This is a genomic window from Pectinatus brassicae (assembly GCF_014201835.1).
Taxonomy (GTDB): Bacteria; Bacillota; Negativicutes; order Selenomonadales; family Selenomonadaceae; genus Pectinatus; species Pectinatus brassicae.
The window spans coordinates 1-24,847 of record NZ_JACHFH010000022.1 but is presented as its reverse complement, the minus strand read 5'-3'; the positions used below and the strand labels follow the sequence as shown (position 1 = coordinate 24,847).

The 24,847-nt window shown below is 35.2% G+C and carries 20 protein-coding genes; 7 read left to right on the top strand and 13 right to left on the bottom strand.

Annotated features, from left to right (window positions below):
- The first annotated feature begins 117 nt into the window (after positions 1-117).
- The gene (locus HNR32_RS09120) at positions 118-1,461 is read left to right on the top strand and encodes a sensor domain-containing protein (protein WP_183861885.1); all 1,344 of its coding nucleotides are present in this window, start codon (positions 118-120) and stop codon (positions 1,459-1,461) included.
- Between the two features lie 196 nt (positions 1,462-1,657).
- Here HNR32_RS09120 and HNR32_RS09115 read toward each other — a convergent pair whose 3' ends face one another.
- The 3 genes from HNR32_RS09115 to clpB all read right to left on the bottom strand — a co-directional run bounded on the left by HNR32_RS09115 (position 1,658) and on the right by clpB (position 6,437).
- Positions 1,658-3,379: a methyl-accepting chemotaxis protein gene (locus tag HNR32_RS09115; protein WP_183861877.1), complete on the bottom strand. Its 1,722-nt coding sequence runs from the start codon at positions 3,377-3,379 to the stop codon at positions 1,658-1,660.
- Positions 3,380-3,561: 182 nt separating this feature from the next.
- Positions 3,562-3,774 carry a hypothetical protein gene (locus HNR32_RS09110; RefSeq protein WP_183861875.1) on the bottom strand — a complete coding sequence of 71 codons (213 nt, stop codon included), beginning with the start codon at positions 3,772-3,774 and terminating at the stop codon, positions 3,562-3,564.
- Between the two features lie 89 nt (positions 3,775-3,863).
- Positions 3,864-6,437, bottom strand: a complete 2,574-nt coding sequence (clpB, locus tag HNR32_RS09105) for an ATP-dependent chaperone ClpB (RefSeq protein WP_183861873.1) — start codon at positions 6,435-6,437, stop codon at positions 3,864-3,866.
- Between the two features lie 165 nt (positions 6,438-6,602).
- On the opposite strand from clpB, the gene HNR32_RS09100 reads away from it, so the two are divergent.
- Positions 6,603-7,097 carry a DNA-deoxyinosine glycosylase gene (locus HNR32_RS09100; RefSeq protein WP_183861871.1) on the top strand — a complete coding sequence of 165 codons (495 nt, stop codon included), beginning with the start codon at positions 6,603-6,605 and terminating at the stop codon, positions 7,095-7,097.
- Here the strand turns inward: HNR32_RS09100 and HNR32_RS09095 are convergent.
- From HNR32_RS09095 to HNR32_RS09065, 7 genes are all read right to left on the bottom strand, one after another.
- Entirely contained in the window at positions 7,094-8,884 is a 1,791-nt protein-coding gene (locus HNR32_RS09095; protein WP_183861869.1) for an ATP-binding protein, read from the bottom strand. The two genes, HNR32_RS09100 and HNR32_RS09095, sit on opposite strands and share 4 nt — an antisense overlap.
- A 134-nt stretch (positions 8,885-9,018) precedes the next feature.
- Positions 9,019-9,681 (bottom strand): phosphate signaling complex protein PhoU, encoded by a 663-nt coding sequence (phoU, locus tag HNR32_RS09090; RefSeq protein ID WP_183861867.1) that lies wholly within the window; start codon positions 9,679-9,681, stop codon positions 9,019-9,021.
- 17 nt (positions 9,682-9,698) lie between these two features.
- A complete protein-coding gene (gene pstB, locus HNR32_RS09085; RefSeq protein ID WP_183861865.1) occupies positions 9,699-10,454 on the bottom strand; it encodes a phosphate ABC transporter ATP-binding protein PstB in 756 nt (251 codons plus the stop codon).
- 165 nt (positions 10,455-10,619) lie between these two features.
- Entirely contained in the window at positions 10,620-11,744 is a 1,125-nt protein-coding gene (locus HNR32_RS09080; protein ID WP_183861863.1) for an RNA-guided endonuclease InsQ/TnpB family protein, read from the bottom strand.
- 137 nt (positions 11,745-11,881) lie between these two features.
- Positions 11,882-13,957, bottom strand: coding sequence for a polyphosphate kinase 1 (gene ppk1 / locus HNR32_RS09075; RefSeq protein ID WP_183861861.1), 2,076 nt, complete (start codon positions 13,955-13,957; stop codon positions 11,882-11,884).
- Positions 13,958-13,963: 6 nt separating this feature from the next.
- Positions 13,964-14,899 carry a Ppx/GppA phosphatase family protein gene (locus tag HNR32_RS09070; protein WP_183861859.1) on the bottom strand — a complete coding sequence of 312 codons (936 nt, stop codon included), beginning with the start codon at positions 14,897-14,899 and terminating at the stop codon, positions 13,964-13,966.
- A 23-nt stretch (positions 14,900-14,922) separates the two neighbouring features.
- Complete coding sequence (locus HNR32_RS09065) at positions 14,923-15,612, bottom strand: response regulator transcription factor (protein ID WP_196611191.1); 690 nt, start codon at positions 15,610-15,612, stop codon at positions 14,923-14,925.
- Between the two features lie 297 nt (positions 15,613-15,909).
- On the opposite strand from HNR32_RS09065, the gene HNR32_RS09060 reads away from it, so the two are divergent.
- From HNR32_RS09060 to pstA, 3 genes are read left to right on the top strand one after another with little or no spacing between them, the layout of a single operon-like run.
- Complete coding sequence (locus HNR32_RS09060) at positions 15,910-16,779, top strand: phosphate ABC transporter substrate-binding protein (protein ID WP_183861856.1); 870 nt, start codon at positions 15,910-15,912, stop codon at positions 16,777-16,779.
- Between the two features lie 16 nt (positions 16,780-16,795).
- Entirely contained in the window at positions 16,796-17,680 is an 885-nt protein-coding gene (gene pstC, locus HNR32_RS09055; RefSeq protein WP_183861854.1) for a phosphate ABC transporter permease subunit PstC, read from the top strand.
- Position 17,681: 1 nt separating this feature from the next.
- Positions 17,682-18,542 (top strand): phosphate ABC transporter permease PstA, encoded by an 861-nt coding sequence (gene pstA, locus HNR32_RS09050; RefSeq protein ID WP_183861852.1) that lies wholly within the window; start codon positions 17,682-17,684, stop codon positions 18,540-18,542.
- A 54-nt stretch (positions 18,543-18,596) separates the two neighbouring features.
- On the opposite strand, the gene HNR32_RS09045 is transcribed toward pstA, so the two are convergent.
- From HNR32_RS09045 to HNR32_RS09035, 3 genes are all read right to left on the bottom strand, one after another.
- On the bottom strand, positions 18,597-19,763 hold the full coding sequence (locus tag HNR32_RS09045) for an FprA family A-type flavoprotein (protein ID WP_183861850.1): 1,167 nt from the start codon (positions 19,761-19,763) through the stop codon (positions 18,597-18,599).
- A 159-nt stretch (positions 19,764-19,922) separates the two neighbouring features.
- Complete coding sequence (locus tag HNR32_RS09040) at positions 19,923-21,305, bottom strand: SGNH/GDSL hydrolase family protein (RefSeq protein ID WP_183861848.1); 1,383 nt, start codon at positions 21,303-21,305, stop codon at positions 19,923-19,925.
- Between the two features lie 16 nt (positions 21,306-21,321).
- A complete protein-coding gene (locus HNR32_RS09035) occupies positions 21,322-22,146 on the bottom strand; it encodes a Cof-type HAD-IIB family hydrolase (RefSeq protein ID WP_183861846.1) in 825 nt (274 codons plus the stop codon).
- A 220-nt stretch (positions 22,147-22,366) separates the two neighbouring features.
- Here HNR32_RS09035 and HNR32_RS09030 point away from each other — a divergent pair, with 220 nt between their 5' ends.
- Both HNR32_RS09030 and HNR32_RS09025 read left to right on the top strand, forming a co-directional pair.
- Positions 22,367-23,692: an LCP family protein gene (locus HNR32_RS09030; protein WP_311636695.1), complete on the top strand. Its 1,326-nt coding sequence runs from the start codon at positions 22,367-22,369 to the stop codon at positions 23,690-23,692.
- 257 nt (positions 23,693-23,949) lie between these two features.
- Positions 23,950-24,666, top strand: coding sequence for an ATP-binding cassette domain-containing protein (locus tag HNR32_RS09025; RefSeq protein ID WP_183861844.1), 717 nt, complete (start codon positions 23,950-23,952; stop codon positions 24,664-24,666).
- The last annotated feature ends 181 nt before the right edge of the window (positions 24,667-24,847 follow it).

The following is a 24,847-nucleotide window of genomic DNA, read 5'->3' as shown; positions in this document are numbered from 1 at the left end:
CTTTTTTAGGGAAAAAGCAGGGAATAAAATATTAAAATATAATAATATTATTATATAGTTGCTTATATTATTATTTTTAGATGCAGGTTAATATATTTTAAAAGGAGTTATACATAGATGAATAAATTAAATGCTTTTCAAAATAATTATGAGTGGCTGAAAGTAGTAATAGATTCGTCCAATGAAGCCATTATTGTGCTTAGTTTAAATGGAACGATAGTTAATTGGAATAATGGTGCAGTGAAAATATTTGGTTATGCTAAAGAGGAAATAATAGGTGAACGATTAGATATACTGGTTCCAAATGAATGGCGTGCGGAATTGAAAGTAAATTTTAACAAGATAAAAAACGGCGAAAAAATTGCTCACTATGAAAGTATACGATTGCATAAAAACAAAAAATATTTAAATATATCAGCATCACTGGCACCAATAATAAATGATGAAGACGTTTTAGGTGTTATAGCTATAGTTAGTGATATTACATATATAAAAAATATAGAAAATAGGATATTACAGCAAAATGAAAAATTAAAAGAATCTAATACAAAATTAAGAGAAATAAATTTACGATTAAAATTGATTGAAAAAATATTTGAGAATGCTACTGAGGGCATGATAATAACAGATTACAAAGGAAATATAAAAGCAACTAATCCAGCATTCATAAAAATGACAGGATATAGCAAAGACGAATTATTGGATAAAAATACCAGACTATTACGATCAGACAAACACGATGAAAACTTTTATAAAAATATCTGGGATTCATTATTAAAAAAATATAAATGGTCAGGGGAAATGTGGAATAAGGATAAAATGGGGAGATTAGCTCTATCCTGGGTGACGATAAATGCTGTGCCCAATGAAATAACCCAGAAAATTATGTATGTGGTAGTGTATACAGATTTATCAGAACGGGTTAAATATGAAAAAGAACTTTATAATCAGGCTGTGCATGATTCATTAACAGGACTGCCTAATAGACTTTTTTTTCAAAAACAACTAGCTAAAATGATAAATTTAGCTAAAAAAGAAAAAAATATATTGGCAGTATGCTTTCTGGATCTTGATGGATTTAAACAGGTGAATGATACTCTGGGTCATGATATCGGAGATTTGCTGTTAAAGATGGTAGCTAAACGGCTAAAAAATATCACTAGCAGGAGAGATTTTGTGGCCAGATTAGGCGGTGATGAGTTTACTATAATAATTTACGATTTTCAGGAAGAAAAAAATATTATTAAAATTGCTAAAAGAATTATTACGAATATTGGCAAACCTTATAAAATAGAGAATAATATAGTTGAAATAACAGTAAGTATTGGTGTAAGCATTTATCCATATAATGCGGTAACAGTAAAAGAATTGATGAAACAGGCTGATATAGCCATGTATAATGCTAAAAATTCAGGTAAAAATAAATATATATTATATAATAATGCTGATGAAAAAATATGAGAATTTTAGCGGGGAAATTTTATAGAAAATAAAATAAAAAAAAATCCTGCACCACAGAATAGATGCAGGAGAAAGTAAGATAATAATTAGTTCGTGATTATTATAGTTCTTATCAAGCTGAATTGCAATAGATAATTTAAATAAAGAGCATTTTTATTTTATGCTGCAGTATGTTAGTGAAAATACTGCCATTGTTTTATAGTTTAAAAGTGTTAATAGCTTGCTGCAACTCATCAGCCATTTGTGCCAAATGCTGGCTGGATGAAGCTATTTCCTCGATAGAAGCCGATTGTTCTTCGGTAGCAGCCGAGATGGTCTGAGTTTCTTCAGTAGCTTTTTTGCTTTCATCATCAATATCGCGTACAGCACTAACAATGCTTACTGTATGACCACTTACTTCCTGTATGGAAGCGGCAATTTCCCGAATCTGGTTGCTCATATCCTTTATCATATGAATAATTTGTTCGAAAGTTGAGCCGGTATCAGAAATAACAGCAGCACCCGTATTTACTTCATTTTTACTGTCATTCATAAAATTAACAGCATTAGTTGTTTTTCCTTGAATTTGCGTTATTAAAGTATTGATTTGCTTGGCGGCATCTTGTGATTGTTCAGCAAGCTTGCCCACTTCACCAGCAACAACTGCAAAACCTTTGCCAGCTTCGCCAGCACGAGCTGCTTCAATGGCAGCATTTAATGCTAATAAGTTAGTTTGACCTGAGATATCGGAGATGACATCAACAATTTGGCTGATTTGCTGTGATTTTTCTTCTAAATCATTTATAACAGCCGCAGTGTCATTGGTTTTATTTTCAATAATCTTCATCTGATCTACAGCTTTTTTTACAGCATCTTCACCATCATTGGCCATGCTGGTAGTTTTTTCAGCAGAACCAGCTACAGTCTGTGTGTTATTGGCAACTGTATTCATAGCAGATGCTATGCGCTGAACAAGTGTGTCGGCATTGGATGTGAGGCTAGCCTGTTTTTCGGCGCTGGTTGCAACATGAGTCACAGAGCCGGCAACCTGGTTGGAAGCTTGCGCTGATTGTTCAGCACTTGCTGATAACTGCTCGGAAGAGGCCGCTAATTGTTCTGCCAGCGTGGCAACCTTATGTAAAAGATTAACAATGCTTTTTTGCATAGCATCAACAGTACGGGAAACTTCACCGAATTCGCTGTTGTCCTGCATACTGTGTTCAGGTACTGGTTGCGAAAAATCACCTGATGCCAAAATATTTAAGAAATCAACGACCTGTTTCATGCGGGTTGAAATTTGTTTAATAATTAACCAGCCTAGTGAAAAACCAAGAAGAAGTCCAACGAGAATAATACCGATAAATAGTTTATTGGCAAAAGCAAAATCAACATTATTTTGCTGATTCATGGTATCGGCTGATTTATTAATATCCTTAGACAGTGAGGATAATTCACTCATGAATTTTTGGGAAATGCTTTTACCTTCAGCATGGAATAAAGTGTAGGCTTCCTGATTTTTATTTTGTGTAGCAAGAGCTAGTACGCGCTGTCGTACGGAACGATATTGGGCTAAATCCTTTTTTATTTCCTGCAATTGACTGCGGACACTATCGCTTAGAGGTAATTGTTCATACTTGGTTAAATTGCTGTCAAATTTTTTGGCATTGACATTTATATCATTTAGCAATTCCTGATTTTCATTTTCATCGGTAGTGACCATCAAGGCATGCATATCTGATTCAATGCGATGTGCAGCGGACATGTTTTCATTAATTAATTCAACAGAAATTAAATTTTCGGCATACATCTTGTGTAGGTTAGTGTTGGTTTTGTTAAGAAAGTAGTACCCAATTACGCCAACAGCAAATAATGCTGCCATCAATACAGTAAACATTACAAGCAATTTTTGCTTGACCTTCAGATTTTCAATAAAATTCAAAATACCCCATCCTTTGTTATAAATATTCCTAAAAATTTATATGTAAAAAGTTGTCATATAAGATCATATTATAGCACTTTTATATAGAAACTTAAATGTCATAAAAAATAAAAAAGAACAAGCAAAATATATAAATTTGCCTGTTCCTTTAGTAAAATTCAAGCCAATATGAATTTTATTGATTACAGCTTGGAAAAATTTTTTAATTTATCGAGCTGTCGTAATTTTTCTTTGGCGGGAATTCTTGTGGTACCCAAGTTGATTTTTTCACCATCACTTGTCACAAGTATATACATTCCGCCAGCACGAATTATATTTTCTTTGCCATTATCGCTCCAAATAGTTGGTGTTGCAGCAGCATTAGAGAAATATTCCATAGAGACCATCTCCTTCATAAATAGACAATTCGCCAAATAGCGTACAATCCCTGCAAATAAATAAAAAACAGCGTCACTTTTAAAAAGGATAAAAGTGACGCTGTTTTTTATAGTGTTGAGAAGGATAGTTCGCCATCAATAAGATTTATATTGGCAGTTTGCCCTTCGGTGATAGTACCTTTGATTATTTCTTTACTTAATTCGGTTTCAATAGTATTGGTTAATAGGCGGCGTAAGGGGCGTGCGCCAAAATGCGGATCAAATCCTTCTTCGGCAAGCTTATCTAATACTTCTTCAGAATAATGCAAAGAAATTTTTACTTGTTTTTGCAGGCGTTTATTTAAACTTTCTAATAGTATAGCAGCAATTTTTTTGACTTGCTGTTTGGCTAAGCCTTTAAATACTATAATATCATCAATACGATTTAAAAATTCAGGGCGGAAATAATTCTTTAACAACTCCATGACTTCTGTTTGCGCTGTGGTAAAATCAGTAGCTTCTAAAATATTATGTGAACCAAGATTGGAAGTCATGATGATAACAGTGTTTTTGAAATTAACTACGCGTCCCTTACCATCGGTAAGACGACCGTCATCGAGAATTTGCAGCAAAATATTAAAAATATCAGTATGGGCTTTTTCGATTTCATCCAACAAGATTACACTGTAAGGACGACGACGTACAGCTTCAGTTAACTGCCCACCTTCATCATAGCCTACATAACCGGGAGGAGCACCAATTAAACGTGATACAGAATGTTTTTCCATGTATTCAGACATATCAATGCGGATCATTGATTTTTCATCATCGAATAATGATTCAGCTAAGGTTTTGGCAAGCTCGGTTTTGCCTACACCAGTTGGGCCAAGGAAAATAAAGGAGCCAATCGGGCGATTAGGATCCTTTATGCCGGCACGTGCTCTTAAAATAGCTTCACTGACACTTTTTACAGCCTCGTCCTGTCCGATTACACGTTTATGCAGTTCGTCTTCAAGATGGATAAGTTTTTCTCGTTCACCAGTCATCATTTTAGCAACAGGGATACCAGTCCAGCGACTCACAACTTTAGCGATATCCTCTTCAGCAACTTCTTCTTTTAGTAGCTGACTGTCCTGATTTTCTGACATGGATTTTTCCTGGGCAGAAAGTTCTTTTTCTAGTTCCGGCAATTTCCCATAGCGAAGTTCGGAAGCTTTAGCTAAATTGCCATCACGTTCGGCCTGTACCATTTCAGTTTTTACGTTGTCGATTTCCTGCTTAATGCCACGGGTGCGGGTGATTAATTGCTTTTCATGTTCCCATTGTGTTTTTAAGGAAGCTTCTTCAGTTTCCGCTGTTTTTATTTCTTCAGAGATTTTTTCTAAACGAGTCTTTGAGGCTTCGTCAGATTCTTTCGTTAGAGCCTGTTGTTCAATTTTTAACTGCAGGATTTTGCGGCGTATTTCATCAAGAGGGGCTGGCATGGATTCAATTTCAGTACGTAGCTTGGCGGCCGCTTCATCGACTAAATCAATGGCTTTATCGGGCAAAAATCTGTCAGAGATATATCTGTCAGATAAGATAGCAGCTGATATTAAAGCGTTATCACGAATTCTAACACCATGATGGACTTCATAGCGTTCTTTGATACCACGTAAAATTGAAATGGTATCTTCAACATTTGGTTCGCCTACCATTACTGGCTGGAAACGACGTTCAAGAGCAGTATCTTTTTCGATATATTTACGGTATTCATTTAATGTGGTAGCACCAATACAGCGTAATTCACCGCGAGCCAGCATTGGTTTTAAGATATTACCGGCATCCATAGCTCCTTCGGCAGCACCGGCACCAACAACAGTATGAACTTCATCAATGAATAATAGGATTTGACCATCAGATTTAGAAATTTCGTTTAAAACAGCTTTTAATCTTTCTTCGAATTCACCACGGAATTTAGCACCAGCAACCAGTGCACCCAAATCGAGTGAATATAAGGTCTTATTTTTTAGTGATTCAGGTACATCCCCGGCAATAATACGGCGAGCCAGTCCTTCGACAATGGCTGTTTTACCGACACCAGGTTCACCGATAAGTACAGGATTGTTTTTAGTACGGCGGGATAGAATTTCAATAGTACGTCGTATTTCATCATCACGGCCGATTACGGGGTCAAGTTTGCCGCGGCGAGCTGCAGCGGTAAGGTCACGACCATATTTTTGTAAGGCTTTATATTCGCCTTCAGGATTATCCGAATTCACATTTTGTTTGCGGTTATTTTTTATGATGGATTTGATTTTAGAAGTGCTAAGATTAAATTCTTTACAAGCCTTTTTGACTTCATCATCAGCATCGTCAATTATTGCTAACATAAGATGTTCAGTGCTGATGTAATCATCTTTCATCGAATCAGCAATTTGCCGTGCACGGCCTAAAACACGAGCCATTTCTACACTCATAGAAAGACGATCCTGACCTTTTACAGCCGGAATTTTGTTGAGTAATTGTTCCAGACGAACTTTCAGCATTGGTAAATCCGTTTGGCATTCATCAAAAATTGTTGTTAATAAACCCTCGGGTTCTTTAACTAGTGCCAGTAAAAGATGTGTAGAGGTGATTTCCTGATGATAATGCATAGCGGCATTTTGCTGGGCACTTTGCAGTGCTGTTAAAACTTTTTGCGTATATTTTTCTTCTGCCATAATATGTCCTCCTGACAATAAGATAATTGATATAATATTTACTAACTAATATTATTATAATATAAAAAGTCAAAAAGTCAAATGTATTTTTTGACTTTTTGACTTTTTCTTTAAAATTTTGTTGTATAATATATTTTAATAATAAAATTAGGAGAGATATAACTTATGTCTTATTGTATAGGTTTTGAACCATCAGTTGATAATAACTCAAAAATTTTAATATTAGGGTCAATGCCGGGTATTAGCTCATTGCAGCAACAGCAATATTATGCCCATCCACAAAATCGTTTTTGGCGGTTATGGGCTTATTTGCTGCAAAGGGATACAGTTCCCCATATATATTCAGAAAAACTGCAGATGCTGCTTGATAATAATATAGCTCTATGGGACAGTATTGCTGCCTGCAATAGAGAAGGCAGCCTTGATAATGCTATAGAAAACGAGCAGTCTAATGATTTTAAGGCATTTTTCAAAAAATATCCTAAGATTTACAAAATATGTTTTAATGGCGGTAAATCGTATAATTGTTTCAAAAAATACAATAAAGACTTACTGCAAAGCAAAAAATATAAATTTTATCAGTTGCCATCGACCAGTCCTGCTAATGCCCGATTTAGTTTTGTGGATTTATGTGAAGCTTGGAAAAATGTTTTAGATTAATCGTTGTCAGGTAGAGGGAAAATTAAAGTAAAGGTAGTACCTTGGTCTAAGTGGCTGCTGACTAAAATTTTTCCGTCAAATAATTCTACCAGAAATTTTACTAAAGACAGGCCGACACCTGAGCCACCGATATCCTGCCGCAGGCGTGATTTGTCACTACGGTAGAATCTGTCAAAGATAAATGGCAGGTCATTTTTGGCAATACCGATGCCAGTATCCTGCAAGGTAAAAATAACATTGTTCTTATCAATGGTAAATGCTAGTGAGATTGTGCCTTTTTCTGGGGTGTATTTTATAGCGTTTTCAATTAAGTTTATAAAAATTTGCTGAAACAAATCAGAATTTGCCTTTATAGTAATTTTTTTATCAGGGAAATCAGTTGAAAATTGTTGCTGCTTTTTTTGCAGTAGAGGCAGTATTGTTTCTGTAATTTTACTAAGTGATTCTGCACAATCAATATTTTTTAGTGATAACTGTTTGCGATAGTCAGCATTGTTGAGTTTGGCTAATTGCAGTAAGTTTTTTACCAGATGCTGCATGCGGCAGCTTTCATCATAAATTATATTTAAAAAATGGCGGGTAGTATCAACATCTTTAAGATCTGTATCTAATAGTGTTTCACTAAAGCCTTTAATGGATGTAAGCGGTGTTGAGAGTTCATGGGCAGCATTTCCTACAAATATATTTTGTCGGTCATTAATTTCCTGCAATAAAGAGATGTCATGAAATACGCAAACGACAGATTGGTCATTTTCAATGGTAAATGGCGCAAAATAGACAATAAAAGTTTTTTCGGTAAAATGTTGTTTATCTGTGCTTAATTTCATGCGCAGCGTTATTTTTTTGCTGTTATTTTCCTGTGCGCATTGCTGGGCGGTATCACTGATAATGGTACTGCCAATACAATTTATGCTATAGGAATGTAAAATATCAGAAGGGATGTTGAAGACTTTTTTTGCTTGTTTATTTATTTGGGTTATAATACCGCGATTATCCAGCAGAATAACGGCATTGTCCATATTATCAAGAATTAAGGACAGTGTATGAGCTTTAGTCTGCGATTCATTTATTTTGCGCAATAAACGGCTGGTTAATCTATTAATAATGGCAGCAAAGAATGCTAATTCATCGGAGGTATTAACATGCATACGGGTACTTAAATCGCCATTAATAATTTTTTGGGCATCAACAGTCATTTGTTTTATTGGATTAGTGAAACGACGTGTTAAAAAAACGCTTACAATAATAGCAATAATGGTGACAATTAAAAATGCCAATAAAATATTATTGCGCATTTTATCATAGGAGGCTTCAAGTGGGGCGATACTTAAGGCTGTACGGCTGACTCCCAATAAAGTACCATGGTTGTAGACAGGGACAGCTACATACAGAAGGTTTATGCCTAAGGTTTTGCTAAAACGTATTGAGGAGCCAAGGCCGGAGGTTAAGGCTGATACTATTTCTGGACGTTCTGAATGGTTGTCCATGTCATAGATGTCATGTGAAGAGTCGTAAATAACCTTGCCCTTGGTATTTATAAGTGTTATGCGCAGGCCTGTATCAGAGCTTATAGAATGTAGTAAAGATAAATCCGGGGACGATTGAGTAAAGTAATCGTGTGAAAAGTCGGCAATGGTCTTAGCCTGATTTTGCAGCGAACTGGTTTTATCATTTATATTTATTTGATAAAAATAATCGACCATATAAATACTGCATATTAGTAATGGTAGTATTATCAATAGTAATGAGTAGAGTGTAAGACGTCGGCTGATGCTTGATTTTAGCATTATAGTGATGTCCTTTCTTAAAGATAAAGCCTATTTAAGTGTTATTATATAAAAACTGGCTGCTGCACGTCAATTGAAAACATGCAGCAGCCTTTTTATGTTTAGGGGAAAATCGATTTTACAATTATGTGTATTTAATCGGACAGTCTATTAGTTTTACGAATGCGCTCAGCAGTTTCCAGATAAATTACCCATTCAGCAATATTGGTAGCATGGTCACCAATGCGCTCTAAGTACCTTGAAATAAAACTCAATTCTGAAATACCTTTATTTTCATTAAAAGCGGCTATCTGTGTCAAGGTCTTAGCAAAAAGAGAATCGGCAGTATCATCTTCGATACAAACTTTTTCCGCCATATTAACATCAGCATTTTTATAGGCTGTTGTTGACATATTTATCATATTAACAGCACAATCAGATAGTTTTTTTATTGATGTTTCATCAAAATCAAAAGCTTTTTTTGAATTGCAGGTTATTTTGGCAATATCAAAAGCATGATCACCAATGCGTTCAAGATCTGTGGAAATTTTAAATGCGGTGGTAATGACACGTAAATCATGTGCGATAGGCTGCTGCTTAGCAATTAATAAGATACATGAATCCTCAATATCAATTAATAAATCGTCAATTATATCATCGTTTTTCATAACTTCAGCAGCAAGATTTTTGTCAAAATTCAATAGTGCTTCAATAGCATTTTTGCAGGCTGTTTCAGCGGCAATTCCCATTTCAACAACTTTTTCTTGTATTTTAGCTAATTCTTCAATATAGGCCTTTCTAGTGATTTGCTGTTCCATAAATAAAAATTCCTTTCTTAGCCGAATCTTCCGGATATATAGTCTTCGGTTTCTTTGTTGGACGGATTGGTGAATATAACATCAGTAATGTCGTGTTCAATTAATTTTCCATTAAGGAAAAATGCGGTGTAGTCAGATACACGGGCAGCCTGCTGCATATTATGGGTAACCATTACGATTGTATATTTTTCCTTTAGCACAGTTACAAGTTCTTCAATTTTCATGGTAGAAATAGGATCTAAGGCTGAACAGGGTTCATCCATTAATATTACTTCTGGTTCTACAGCTAAGACCCGGGCAATACAAAGACGCTGCTGCTGACCGCCGGACATACCCATTGCTGAATCGTTTAAGCGATCCTTTACTTCATCCCATAGTGCGGCATTACGCAGACTTTTTTCAACGATCTCATCTAATTGTTTTTTATTGCTGATGCCATGGATACGTGGACCATAGGCAATATTTTCATAAATAGACATTGGAAAAGGATTAGGCCGCTGAAAAACCATTCCCACGCGTTTACGTAAATGAACTATATCTGTATCAGGAGCATAAATATCGCTGCCATCTAAAAATATATCACCATCAATATGAACGTTTTCTACTAAATCGTTCATGCGATTTAAGGTTTTTAAAAATGTTGATTTACCACACCCGGATGGGCCGATTAAAGCAACGACTTTATTAGTAGGGACATCTAATGAAATATTATATAAAGCCTGTTTATTGCCATAATGTAGATTTAAATTTTTTGTCTGCATTTTATATTGCATTGCATTTCCGTTGCCAAAACTCTACAAAAATATAGTAAAGCTTGTTTAATTCCCTATTCAACATGCTCCATTTTGTCATAAAGACTACTTTGGTTTATATAGCATTCCAAGGGCTTAACTTCGGATACAACGAATCCTACATCTCAATCTTAATCTTTAAAGTGACTAAGCTGAATATCTGCTTAAATTAATTGCTGCATTTAAATCTCTATCTATTACAGCTCCACATTTTTCACAAATATAAGTTCTTTCTGATAGTGATAATTTATCTTTTTTGTTACCACAGCAACTACATAGTTTTGATGATGGATACCATTTATCAGCTTCAACTAATTCAATACCATAATATTCACATTTATATTGTAAATATGTTTTGAATCTATGCAATCCTTGTTGTGATATAGCTTTAGATAAATGTTTGTTTTTCATCATTCCTTTAATGTTTAAAGTCTCTATAACTATTTTAGATGGTTTGGTTTTCACTATCGCATTAGTTACTTGATGTAAATGGTTGTTCCGAATGTTAGATAATCTTCTATATAGAAATTTTATCTGTTTTTCAAGTTTTATTATATTTTTCGTCTTCGAGAATTGGTAACGGTTTTCACCCACCTTTTTCTTTGATTTTTCATATTTACGACTAATTTGCTTTTGTTGTCGTTTCAATCTTTTTTCTAGTTTTTTTACTGTTTTAGTTTTATTGATATTATTGAATTTAGTACCATCTGAACATATGGCCAAATCTTTAATACCAACATCGATTCCAATAGTTTGATTTGTTAATTTTATAGTTGCTTTTGCTTTTTCAATACCAACTGCTAAATACCAATATTTACCATCAAAACTAATTCTAGGATTAGTATATTTAGTATCAGGTATTTGCTCGTTAGTTTTTATCCAGCCAATTTTTTCAATCAATACTTTTTTAGTTCTAACTTTTAATTTAGATGTATCATTGTAGAATGAAGGTTTAGATTTCTTTCTACTTTTGAATTTAGGGAATGTAACCAATCCTTTAAAAAAACTTTTATAAGCATTACAAGCATCTTTAACAGCTTGTTTTGCTACGTTATTGGATACATCATTTAGCCAAGACAGTTCATCTTTTTTTAGTAAAGTTATCTCTTTTCTTAAATCATTATCCTTGATAAATTTACCGCCGTTTTTATAATTTTCTTGTTGTTTAGCAAGAGTCCAATTATAAATAAATCTAGCAGTTCCAACTGATTGCCATAATTTAGTTTCTTGTTCTTGAGTTGGGAACAATCTAACCTTCTTCGTTAGAATCATTTTCCATTAACTCCTTGAGCATCTTTTTAGCTTTGTTTGCTCTTTTGCCTCCTGATATATTATATTGCCAATATATCATATATTTAAAACTCAATTGTTAGTTAAATGTTAAATTTTTGTAAATAAATAAGAAAAAATTATTCAGCGGATAAATATTTTTTCAAAAAGCTTTCCTGGCTGTTAAAAGCAGGCAGTTTGGCTGATAGCTTTTCGTAATTACCATCAGGGGATAATAATCGGCCTTTAATAGTATCCTGCCACAGTAATAATAATTCATTATAGATATTTTCTTTAATATCTTTATCGAAAATAGGGCAGGCTAATTCCACACGATGCTCGGTATTTCTCGTCATCCAATCGGCAGAGGAAATATATACTTTAGCATTTTCGACATTGCCAAAACAAAATATGCGGGAGTGTTCTAAAAATCTACCCACAATACTTATTACCTGAATGTTTTCTGTTATTCCTTTTATGCCTGGTTTAAGACAGCAAATCCCCCTGATTATCATTTTGATATTTACGCCGGCTTGTGACGCATTGGCTAAAGCATCAATAAGTTCTCTATCGGTAAGGGCGTTCATTTTAAGCAGAATATGGGCGGGATGTCCGGCCAAGGCCTGTTGCTTTTCATTGTTTATTAGATTGATGAGATTGTTTTTTAGCCGTGTTGGCGCCGCCAGCATATAATTATAATTTCCATGCAGATTATCTGTACCCATATTTTGGAAAAATTGTACAGCATCAAAACCTATATTATCAGCAGAAGTAAATAAAGATAAATCGGTGTAAAGAGAAGCGGTCTGCTCATTGTAATTACCCGTGCCTATTTGGGTGAAATATTCAATTTTATTATTATGGCGACGCATTATAAGGCAGATTTTAGCATGGATCTTATACCCTTCCATGCCGTAAATTACCTTACAGCCGGAATCCTGCAACATTTCAGCCCAATTTATATTGTTGGCTTCATCAAAACGGGCCCGCAGTTCCATTAATACAGTGACATCTTTGCCCATTTCCGCAGCCATTGAAAGTAGTTGGATTAATTTGGCTTTGCGTTCACCAATGCGATAGATTGTCATTTTTATGGCAAATACTGATTCATCATAGACAGCTTCTTTAATAAAATTTAAAAATAGATCAAAGCTTTGATAAGGATAGTGTAATAATAAATCCTTATTTCTTAGATAGTTGAACATTTTCATGTTATCTGGAACATCGCAATTAAGTGAAGGCTGGAAGGTTGGATATAATAACGATTCTTTTTGTTCATCATTTAGACGATCGTTTAAATTAAATATATAAGAGGTGTTGATAGGTTTAGGCGTTTTGAATATTTGTTCCTTTTTTATGTTTAAATGCGTCATTAAAAAAGTGGTTAAAAAACTAGATGAATCATCGGCTATTTCCAGGCGTACAGGTGCTAAACGAGCTCGTTTGCGCAGGCTTTTACGCATATGCTGTAAATAATCTTCACCTAATTCGAAATCTTCATCGTCGAGACTTATATCGGCATTGCGGGTTACGCAGATGAGGGTTTTTTTATCAATGGAATAGGCAGAAAATATTTTTTCAGTATAATGCAGTAAAATATCTTCTATTAAGATATATTTAATTTTCTTGTTTTTTATTTTTCGGCCCGGCAGATATAAGAGTTTAGGTAATGTTTGGGGAATAGGAATAATGCCAAGCATAAAAGACTTTTTTTCTTTTAGGCTGGCTGCAATATATAAAAGTTTATTTTTTAAATGGGGGAAAGGATGACGAATATTAATTATTAATGGTGATAATAAAGGCAGAATTTGTGTTTTATAGTAGTCACTGACAAATTTTTGCTCAGTTTTATTTAATTTATTGATAGTTTTGCGATGAATATTGGCTTTATAGCAGGCTGCTTCAAGCTTAGCAGTGATGATATCACGTTTCTTGTATAATTTTTTAGTAGCAGCAAATATTTTCTCCAATTGCTGTGATGGCGTAAGAAAACTTTTATTATCAAATTTTAATGTATTTTCTAACGATAAATCGTAGAGACTGCCTACCCTGATCATAAAAAATTCATCGAGATTACTGTCAAAAATAGCCAAAAATTTTAATCGTTCATAAAGTGGAACTGTTTCGTCCATAGCTTCGTCTAATACGCGTTCATTAAACTTGAGCCAGGAAAGCTCACGGTTTTGTGTATAGGTAGGGTTAATCTTTTTTATCATAAGATATTACACCTCAATATCGTCTAGTTTATTTAGTATGAATTTTGTTAAATAGCCTTCACGTACGCCGGCATTGCTGACAAATATATTTTGGGCATTGTATTGCTTAATTAATGTTTTTAAGATTATCATACCTGGTAAAATAGTTCGGATACGCTCTGGTACAACATCTAAAAGCGTATCAAGGGTAGTACGGCTGATGGCATTTTTCTTTTTATCACTGAGATATTTTTTGATTATATTTGATATGTATTTAGTTTGGATGCATTGGTTTTGTGAACTGAGATTGAAAGTGTTGTTGTATAGTTTTTGGCTGGAGCGGATAGTCCCGCCAACACCGCAGATATCAGTATAGGAATCATTAAAGGAAGCAGTATCTTCCTTATTAAGCAGATGTAAAACAGCATTGGCAATTTTTTTCTGCTCGTTTTTATTAGGGAAAAAATGCTGTACATATTTTTTATAGGCACTTAAAGAGCCAATGGGCAGACTGATTGCTGACTGTATAATCATGTTTTCATATGAAACTAATTCGGTACTGGCACCACCAATATCAATGAGTAGTCCGCTGGCTAAATTAACTGTTTTAGCAGCTCCAATAAAATCTAGTTTAGCCTCGGTTTGGCCGCTGATAACATGTATTTTAAGTGAGGTTCGTTCTTCAATTTCCCGAACGGCAGCGGCACTATTGGTGACATTTCTTAAGGCCGCAGTAGCAAAAGGATAAATATCAGCAATACCGAGATCCTGGGCAATTTTTTTCAATTCGATTAGAATAGCACAAGCTTTGTTTATACCGCTGAGACTCATCATGTTTCCATCGACATATGATGCTAAGCCAGCCATTTCTTTTTTATTTAAAAGAATGTTATAATTGTCGTCGTTTATTTTATAAATTACCAGTCTTATTGTATTCGACCCTATATCAATTATTGCATGCATAATATGACCCTCTTTATTGAAAGTTAAATTTGTTTAGTGAAGCGATAACCAATACCACGTACGGTTTTAATACCATCACTGATAGCAGGGGCAGATTGCAGTTTGGCGCGCAGGTGACGAATGTGAACATCAACGGTGCGTGTATCACCATAGTATTCATAGCCCCACACTTTTTCTAATAATTCATCACGGGAAAAAGCTTTTCCTTCATTAGTAACAAATAACTTTAATAAATCATATTCTTTGGGTGTCAGCATAAGCTGTTCATCCTTAAGAAAAGCTGTATAGGCATTGAAATTTATACGTAAAACACCAAGGGTCAGTTCTCCCTCAGAATGTTCATTGGTATTGCTGCGGCGCAAAACAGCTTTGATGCGGGCTATTAGTTCACGCATACCAAATGGCTTGGTAGTGTAATCATCAGCACCCAGCTCTAAGCCTAGTACTTTATCAATTTCTTCATCTTTAGCGGTTATCATAATAATAGGAATTTTAGAAGTGAGTTTATTTTGCTTAAGGCGGCGGCATACTTCAAAGCCGTCTATTTCAGGCAGCATGATATCTAATAATATTAAAGAGATATCCTCAGACTGAGCTGTTTTAACGGCAGATAATCCATCCGCAGCAGTTGCTATATCAAAGCCATTCTTTTTTAGATTAAAAGCGAGCAGCTCACGGATTGGTGCTTCATCATCAACAATTAAAATTTTCATATACACTCTCCATTGCAATATTAATTTTAGATTAATCTCAATAATACTGTTTTCTATAATAGTTGATAAAATCCTATATGTAAATCGAACAAAGCATTATTAACAAAATGTTAACAAATACGTAACAAGTTTGAAGATGATATACGGTAGAATAAACATAAAGCAAAAGATGGTCTGAAAAATACAGTCGTTTATGTAGTTAAAGAAGTTATTATATTTTTAGTAACGATTGTTTTTCAGCAAAATTTGCTGAATAAAAGACACATCTATAAAATTTAATTTCGGAGGTTTTCAAAAATGCTATTTAGCGGAAAGAAAAAATTATTAGCTGTTTTAGGAACAATGGTGGTAAGTACAATGCTGTTTGCTGGCTGCGGTGGAAATGACAAAGCTGCTTCAACTGATAAAGCAGCGACAGACCTAAAAGGTAAGGTTTCAGCTTCGGGCTCTACAGCGCTATTGCCATTACTTAAACCAGCTCAGGAAGCATTTGAAAAAGAACATAAAGATGTTACTGTGAATATTGCTGGCGGGGGATCTTTTACCGGGATGAATCAGGTAGGGGAAGGTGCTGTTGACATCGGTAACTCCGATGTATTCTTACCAAACGAATATAAAGATAAAGGATTAGTTGATCATAAAGTAGTTGTAGAACCGTTTGTATTTATAACTAATAAAGATAATAAAGTAAGTAATTTAAGCACAGAGCAGATCGTAGGAATTCTCACAGGCAAAATTACTAACTGGAAAGAAGTGGGCGGCGAAGATAAAGCTATCACTCTTATCCACCGTGCTAAATCATCTGGTTCCCGTGCAACGATTGCTGATGTTGTATTAAAAGGGCAACAGTTTACTGATAATGCATCTATTCAAGACTCCAATGGGGCTGTATTAAAAGGTGTAGCTACCACGCCTGGAGCTATTGGTTATGTTGATGCACCATATGCTGATAAATCAGTTAAAGTTTTAGATATGGATGGCGTTAAATATTCTGCCCAAGCTATTATTGATGGTAAATACCATGTTTACGGCTACGGACATATGTATACTAAAGGTGAACCTAAAGGTGCTGTAAAAGCATTTATTGATTATGTTATGAGTGACGCTTTCCAAAATGAATATGTAGAAAAATTAGGATTTATTCCAGTAAGCAAAATGAAAAAATAAGTAAAAGGAAACAAATATGGAAAAAGATTTTATTCATCAACGAAAAATAATATATGACCGTTATGTGCGATATTTATTTATTGCCTGTGCTGCATTGATGACCATAATAATTTTTTCCATTATATTTTTTGTCGGAAAACAAGGGCTGATGACATTTACTGATGTCAGCCCTATTGAATTTTTTTTCACCGATAAGTGGAATCCTTTGGCTCATAAATACGGAGCATTGAGCTTTATAGCCGGTTCAGTAGTTGTTACGATAACAGCCATTATTATAGGAACTCCGCTTGGCCTTCTCGGAGCGGTCTTTATGTCGAAAATAGCACCGAAAAGGCTTAGAAATATAATGCGTCCGGCGGTTGACTTATATGTGGCGATTCCCTCTGTGGTTTATGGCTATATTGGCCTCACTGTTCTTGTACCAATAATTAGAAGTGTTTTTTATGTTAATATGGGCTATGGTGTATTAGTTACCTCGATAATATTAGCGGTGATGATACTGCCAACTATTATAAGCATCAGTGAAGATGCTTTAAATGGTGTGCCTAAACCGCTGGAGGAAGCTTCATTGGCTTTAGGTGCTACTTATTGGCAGACAATATATAAAGTGATTGTTCCTTCAGCGGCACCGGGAATATTAACAGCCATAGTACTGGCAATGGCCAGGGCTATTGGGGAAACTATGGCGGTGCAGATGGTTATTGGTAATACACCATTGATGCCTAAAGGATTATTTACGCCAACTTCAACATTAACAAGTAATATTGTTATTGAAATGGGCAATACCCCATTTGGTTCAGCCTGGGGGAACTCATTATTTTTAATGGCGTTAGTTTTATTAATAATATCGTTGCTGATGATTTTGGCAATTCGGCGTATAGGAAGCAGGAGGTATTCATAAAATGAATGCAAAAGTTGCAAATAAAATAGCCATGGGAATAATTTGGCTGGCCGGCTTCTTTATATTAGCTTTACTAATTGCCTTTTTAGGATATATCCTTTACAAGGGTTTGCCGCAGCTATCAGAACATTTTATTTTTGGTAAATCGAGTGATATCAGTGCGGGGGGCGGTGTTGGTGCACAGCTATTTAACTCGTTTTATCTGCTGTTTTTGTCATTGATAATTTCAGTGCCAATAGCAGTTGGCGCAGGCATATATTTGGCGGAATATGCTAAAAATAATTGGCTGACTAAAATGATTCGTCTCAGTACGGAAAGCTTGGCTACTGTGCCGTCAATAGTTTTGGGTTTATTCGGTATGATCATTTTTGTTAATATGATGGGGCTGGGTTTTACTATTTTAAGTGGTACTTTTACTTTAGTATTACTGAATCTGCCACTATTAGTACGTGTTACAGAAGAATCCATTAAGCTGGTACCACAGTCTTATCGGGAAGCAAGTCTGGCTATGGGTGCTACTAAATTTCAAACGATTTATAAAGTTGTTCTGCCATCGGCGATGGCTGGAATTGTTACGGGAATTATTTTAACGGCAGGACGGGCACTGGGGGAAACTGCAATTTTGATCTTTACTGCAGGTACGACAGTATCGCGTCATATGGGAGATACCGATGTAATGGCCGCTGGTGAAACACTCGCTGTTCATCTGTGGTATTTGCTGTCGGTAGGACTTGTGCCTGATAGAGAACTTATCGCTAACGGTATAGGTGCTTTATTAATAATAGTAATATTAGTATTTAATTTGGTACTTACTATCCCGCTTAGAATTATTCAAAAACGGATGGGAATAATAAGCAAATAAAATTAATAAAAAAAAGTTCCTGCGAAAACGCAGGAGCTTTTTTGTAGTAGAGTCTTATTTGTTTAAGATAGTTTCACTTATTTGTAGTAGTTCATCTTTCGTTGGTATATTTTTTATACGCATGTTATCAAGCCAAATAGTAAAGCCACAGTTTTTTAATTCTTCTTCGACCTGAGCAATGCTTTGACCACCCCAGCCATATGAGCCAAAGGCAAAGGCTAGACGATTTTTATCTTTAGGCGATAGGCCTTTTAAGTAACAGAGGAAAGATGCAACGGTAGGCATCATATTATTGTTTAAGGTAGGTGAGCCAACAGCAATATATTTTCTGGTAAGAAATTCCGTAACTAAATCAGAGATATGATTTTCTTTTAAATCATATAATTGTGCCGGAATCCCTTTTTGGGCAAAACCTTCTACAATAAATTTGGCCATTTTTTCTGTGGAATGCCACATGCTGTCGTAGACAACAATCGCTTCGTCCTCTACATCATTGGTGCACCATTTTGTGTAGTTAGCAAAAATCTCTTTAACATATTTGCGCCAGATAATGCCATGACCTGTAGCAATTATTTTTATATCAAGATTAGCAGTTGCTTTCAAAGCAGTTTCCGCCTGACGTCCATATAACATTAAAATATTGGCGTAATATTTTTTGGCTTCGTACATTAAGGTGGAATAGTCAACCTCATCATCAAAGCGCAGCGAAGATGCTAAATGCTGTCCAAAACCATCATTAGAAAATAGGATTTGTTCTTCTGGGCAATATGTAAACATACTGTCAGGCCAGTGCAGCATTGGCACAGGTAAAAACTGCAAGGTACGTTTGCCAATATTTAGACTGTCACCGGCTTTTACACCTTTATAATTTAAATCACCATAGAATTTAGGGATATTTTTTAAACCGTTAGGCATACAGGTGTAAATTTCAGCATGGGGACATTTTTCCATAACAGCAGGAATGGAGCCAGAATGATCCTGTTCAAGATGATTGCAGATAATGTAATCTATTTTGGCTGGATCGATAATAGAGCTGATTCTGTCCAATAATTCATCTTTAAAGCTTTCCTTAGCAGTATCTATAAGTGTGATTTTTTCATCAATTATCAGATAAGCATTATAAGAAGATCCTCTGCCGGTGCGATAACCATGAAAATTGCGTAAATTCCAATCAATTACGCCTACCCAATAAATATCTTTTTTTATTTCAATTGCTTTCATAATATACCCTGCCCTTCATTTATAATAAATAATCTAATAATATTATAGCATTAATAATAAATAGAAACAATTAACTAAAGGATAAGAAAAAAATTTGAGTATGTGGGGAAAGATATGTACTATACTTAAAAAAATTATTTAAATATAGTGCTTATATGTTTATAAATCGTATACATCAGGTAATGAAAAAAATTTCTTAATTTGCGCCTCCGATAAAGAAAAAGATGCATGAGGACTTGCTTGCTCAATTATTGCCGGCCAGGCATTATTTATTCGTTGACCGATAACGGCCTTGGCATTATCATCAAGATGCAGCCCGTCCAAAGCATCACTAGTTGGTAGTACTGCTGGTGGTGCTGGAAAGTCAGCTGCAATATCGATATGTGTCTGCGTTCTAATATAAGCGTTAACCTTATTGAATTCATCAGCCCAGCCGGGAGCGGTACTTTCATCAAAGATTTTTTTTATGTTATCAGGATTTATTGATGGCAAAGTAAGTAAAACTGGCTCAATATCGTTATCATAACATTTTTGCTGTAATATTTTTAAGCCGAGAATAACTTTTTCAGCAGATATACCAGCACGCAGGCTGTTGCTGGCTCCCATTATCAGCAGATATTTAGGCTTGAACGGCAAAACATCTGCATCGAAACGTTTAACCATCATATTTATGGTATCACCGCTTTGCGATAAATTAATTGAAGGAAAGTTTAAATAATGGGCATAACTGAATTCAAAATCTTCTGGGCCAAATGATAAATGGCCGCCACCATGGCTGATGCTGTCACCGAATATACCCACCTGATAATGAGTGGATGGTTCGTTGACGATTTTTTCTGCTGGTGAAAATACACCAATAGGCTGGTTGTTTTCATCAAGCGCTCGTACCCGCCAGTAAAAAGTACCGATACGTGGCTCAGGGTCATAATATTCACAGGAAAAATCCATAGTTTTGGCAAAAATGCGGTATTTTGATGGTTCAGTTCCCTGGGGATTTTCTGGTGGAGCTGATAATATCTCCAGTTCAAACTTGGCAGCATCGGGATTAGGAATCCATTCGTAAACGGGGTATAAAAGGATAGAACCATTACCAGTGTTATAATGGCTGATGGGAATTGGCCCATTTACAACTGGCAGGGAAGTATCATAATATATTTTTTCTAATGCTGAAAAAGGAGTTATCGGATTATGATTTATATCCATGGCCCGGACACGCCAATAAAGATTACCTGAAGAAGAATTTGTAATATTTTTTAGAGTTAATCTATAAGCATTGACAAATACCTTGTCAGTGAAAAATACATGGTTTATTGAAGGTTCAGCGGTGCTAAGATTATTTATAGGCTTATCAAAGACTTCTACTTCATAATAAATGGCTTTAGTATTTTTTTTCCAGGTAAGCAGTGGTTCAGCTGAAGCGGGTTTATCGCTGGTATAAGATGAAGCTGTTTGCGGTGCAGGAGAGTCGTAATTATAACTATAAGCGTCATTAGAGGTTATAAGCAAAAGGCAGAATATAAAAATAAGAAAAAAGTATTTCACAATATTCCTCACACAATTATCTGTTAAGAGCATACTTTTCGATGGCAGCGGCAACACCATTTTCATTATTGCTCGATGTCTGGTACTTAGCAACAAGTTTGACTTCGTCTATGGCATTAGCCATAGCAATGGAATAGCCAGCGTATTTCAGCATGGTAATATCATTGCTGCCGTCGCCAATAGTCATAACTTCTTCGGCATGAATATGCATCATTTTTGCCATTTTTGCAACAGCTGTCCCCTTATTTGCGGTAGGACTATTAAATTCCAGATTGGCTTCAGTGGCACCGGTCATACAGGCAGGCAGATTTTTGCATTTGGCTCTTATGCTGGCAAAGTCTTCAGCGTTATTATAAAAAATATTCATTTTTTCTACAGGTTTTTTCCAATCTGAACGGAACAATGCTTTTAAATTTTCTAAAGGAGTACGTGTATCTTCCACTAATTTAATAAATTTTTCCGGCACATATTTATGTACATGTTCATAGCAGGATTTTGAAGTGTATATTTGATTATCAGTATATACTTCAAGCATAACAGGATATTCACGCACAATGCGGTAAATAGTATTAGCAGCAGAAAAAGAAAGAGGATCAGATAAAATGGTATCGTCGGTTTCTTTATCATAAATTTTACAGCCATTACCGCTGATGAAATAACGAATTTCCGGTAAAGCGTCAATAATTGGTGCAAGTTCAGTATTAGCACGTCCAGTACAGACAGTTACAATAATTCCTTTTGCGAGGGCTTCTTTTATTATTGCATGATTTTTTGGTGAAACAACGTTGTTATCATTTAATGTTGTACCATCCATGTCGAGCGCAATTAATTTTATAGCCATTTACTTGTCCTTTCTAATACAAATATAATATACAATTCACATTTTACAATAAAATATATTTATTAGCAATCTAGGGAAAATAACAGATAAAATTGAAAATGTACAGCTTTTTTGCTATACTAATTTGGGTCTATATAGATTTTAGCAGCTTATAAACAAAATTTGTTATGAAAAAATCAGAAGTTAAATTTTAGTAAAAATATACATTGGAGATAGTAAAGTGGCAGAAAAACAAGTTCGCTATAAAAGAAGCTACCGCCGTATCATTATTATGGGCATGATTTTCTTCGCATTTGCCGTAACCGCATTTGCCTATAGATATTCACATGGAATACCAGTAGCGGCAAAGCAGGCAACGACCAATAATATTAATGATGACAAAAAGACAATAATGGTAATGGGAGTAGATAGTCGTAAAGACGACATAGGACGCAGTGATACGTTAATGCTGTTTGTGGCGGATAAAAAAAATAATAATTTATCAGTTTTATCTGTACCGCGTGACACTAGAGTAAGTATAAAGGACCATAAATATGACAAGATAAATCATGCTTATGCCTATGGCGGTCACGAACTTACACAGAATACTATTGAAAAATTAACAGGAGTACCAGTAAATTATTATATATTAATAAATATTGATTCCTTTAGAAAAATAATAGATGCTATTGGCGGCGTCGATATAAATGTGGAAAAACGAATGTATTATAATGATCCTTGGGACGATAATGGAGGACTCCATATTGATTTGTATCCGGGGATGCAGCATTTAGACGGGAAGAAAGCGATAGAATATGTGCGATATCGTGATAGCGAAGGAGATATCGGCAGGATAACCCGTCAGCAGCATTTTATAAGTGCTGTACTGGATAAATTGATATCACCATATGTTCTGCCAAAACTGCCAGCATTAATAAAAGAGTTAAGTGGCTGTATTGAAACTAATATGTCAATAACAGATATGCTGACATATGCTAAAATGGTACCGGAAATAAAAAATAAGAAAATTACAGCATCAATGTTGCCAGGAACACCAATATATATTAATGATATTAGTTATTGGCTGCCAGATATAAAAAAATTGCGTTTGCAGATTGACACATTATTGGGACTTGAAGAAACTAGTGCCAGACAGGCTGATACAGAAAAATTGGTAGATGAATATAAGAAATCATTGCCTGCTGGTATAAAATATCTTGATACTAAAGATGAAACTGTTTATGAAAGTAATAAATCAGAGCAAAATAAGCAGGATGAGAAAACCAGTGAAAAAATAAAACCAGTCAAGCCGGAAGATGTTACAGTAATGATTATAAATTCAAGTGGCATAAATGGTGCTGGTGCCAAAACCGCCGATATTTTAAAACGCAGAGGATTTAAAATATCAACAGTAGAAACCGGTGGAACATCGGCGAAACAACATACACAGATAATGGCTAATGATGCCAGCGTAAGTTTGTTTTATGGCATGCCGTTTAAATGTACTATAATGACAGGCAGTTCGACAAATCAAGCTGTAGTAAACATTGGCAGAGATTATGAATAATAGTATTAAATAAATATTATGGGGTTGTCGCACGTTGATAAATAAGTGCGTCAACTTTATTTTGGTGATTTTAAAGCCGTCCCTTGAGGGAAGGTGGCACCGCAAAGCGGTGACGGAAGGGTTATATAATAATTAACCCCTCAGTCAGCTAAAGCTGCCAGCTCCCCTCAAGGGGAGCCTTTGGGGATGAAGCATTAATATATCATGCATGCAACATTCCCTTTTATTTAAATACAGATAAAAACAGGATGGGGAAAATGGGTTTATTACATGTTCAGGATTTAGCAAAATCATTTGGCATAAGGCAATTATTTGAAAATGTAAGTTTTTCAATAGATAAAGGCGATAAAATAGGATTGATTGGCGCTAATGGGGCCGGCAAAACGACACTGCTTAACTGCATAATGGGAACACAGGAATATGATGCCGGCAATGTAAAATTAGATACGGCTGACAGAATTGGCTATGTAGAGCAGCAGGCGGAATTTACAGAAGCAACCTTATATGATGAAATGCTTACGGCATTTGCTGATATTTTACGGCTGGCTGAGCAAAAGAAAAATTTAGAAAATAAAATCGAACAAGCTGCTAATGATGAGCAATTAAATGATTTTATGGGCGAATATACAAAGATTGCTGATGAATTTGAACGCTTAGGCGGCTATGATTATGAAAAGGATATAAAAAAAATAAGTTTCGGCTTGGGATTTTCTGAAGAAGATTTAAAAAAATCACCGCAGGATTTTTCTGGTGGACAAAAGACACGTATTTGTCTGGCTAAGGCACTTTTGCGTGAACCAGATTATTTGTTTTTGGATGAACCGACAAATCATCTTGATATTGAGATGATTGAATGGCTGGAAGAATATCTGAGAAATTATAAAGGCGGCATATTAATGATTTCTCATGACCGCTTTTTTCTCGATAAGGTGACGAACTCAATTATTGAACTAATAAATAAAAAAATTGATTAAATGGGAGCCGCACACTCGTGACTTAAGTCGTGAGTTAGGCGACCAAACTAGTTAGTATGTATAGAAATATGCATATAGAGATTGGCAAAGACCAATCCAATACTGCTTGAAATGCTGGAAACTCCTAAAGACAGTATAACCACAACGCAAAGATGAAATAAGCTTAAACGTGACGGCGACG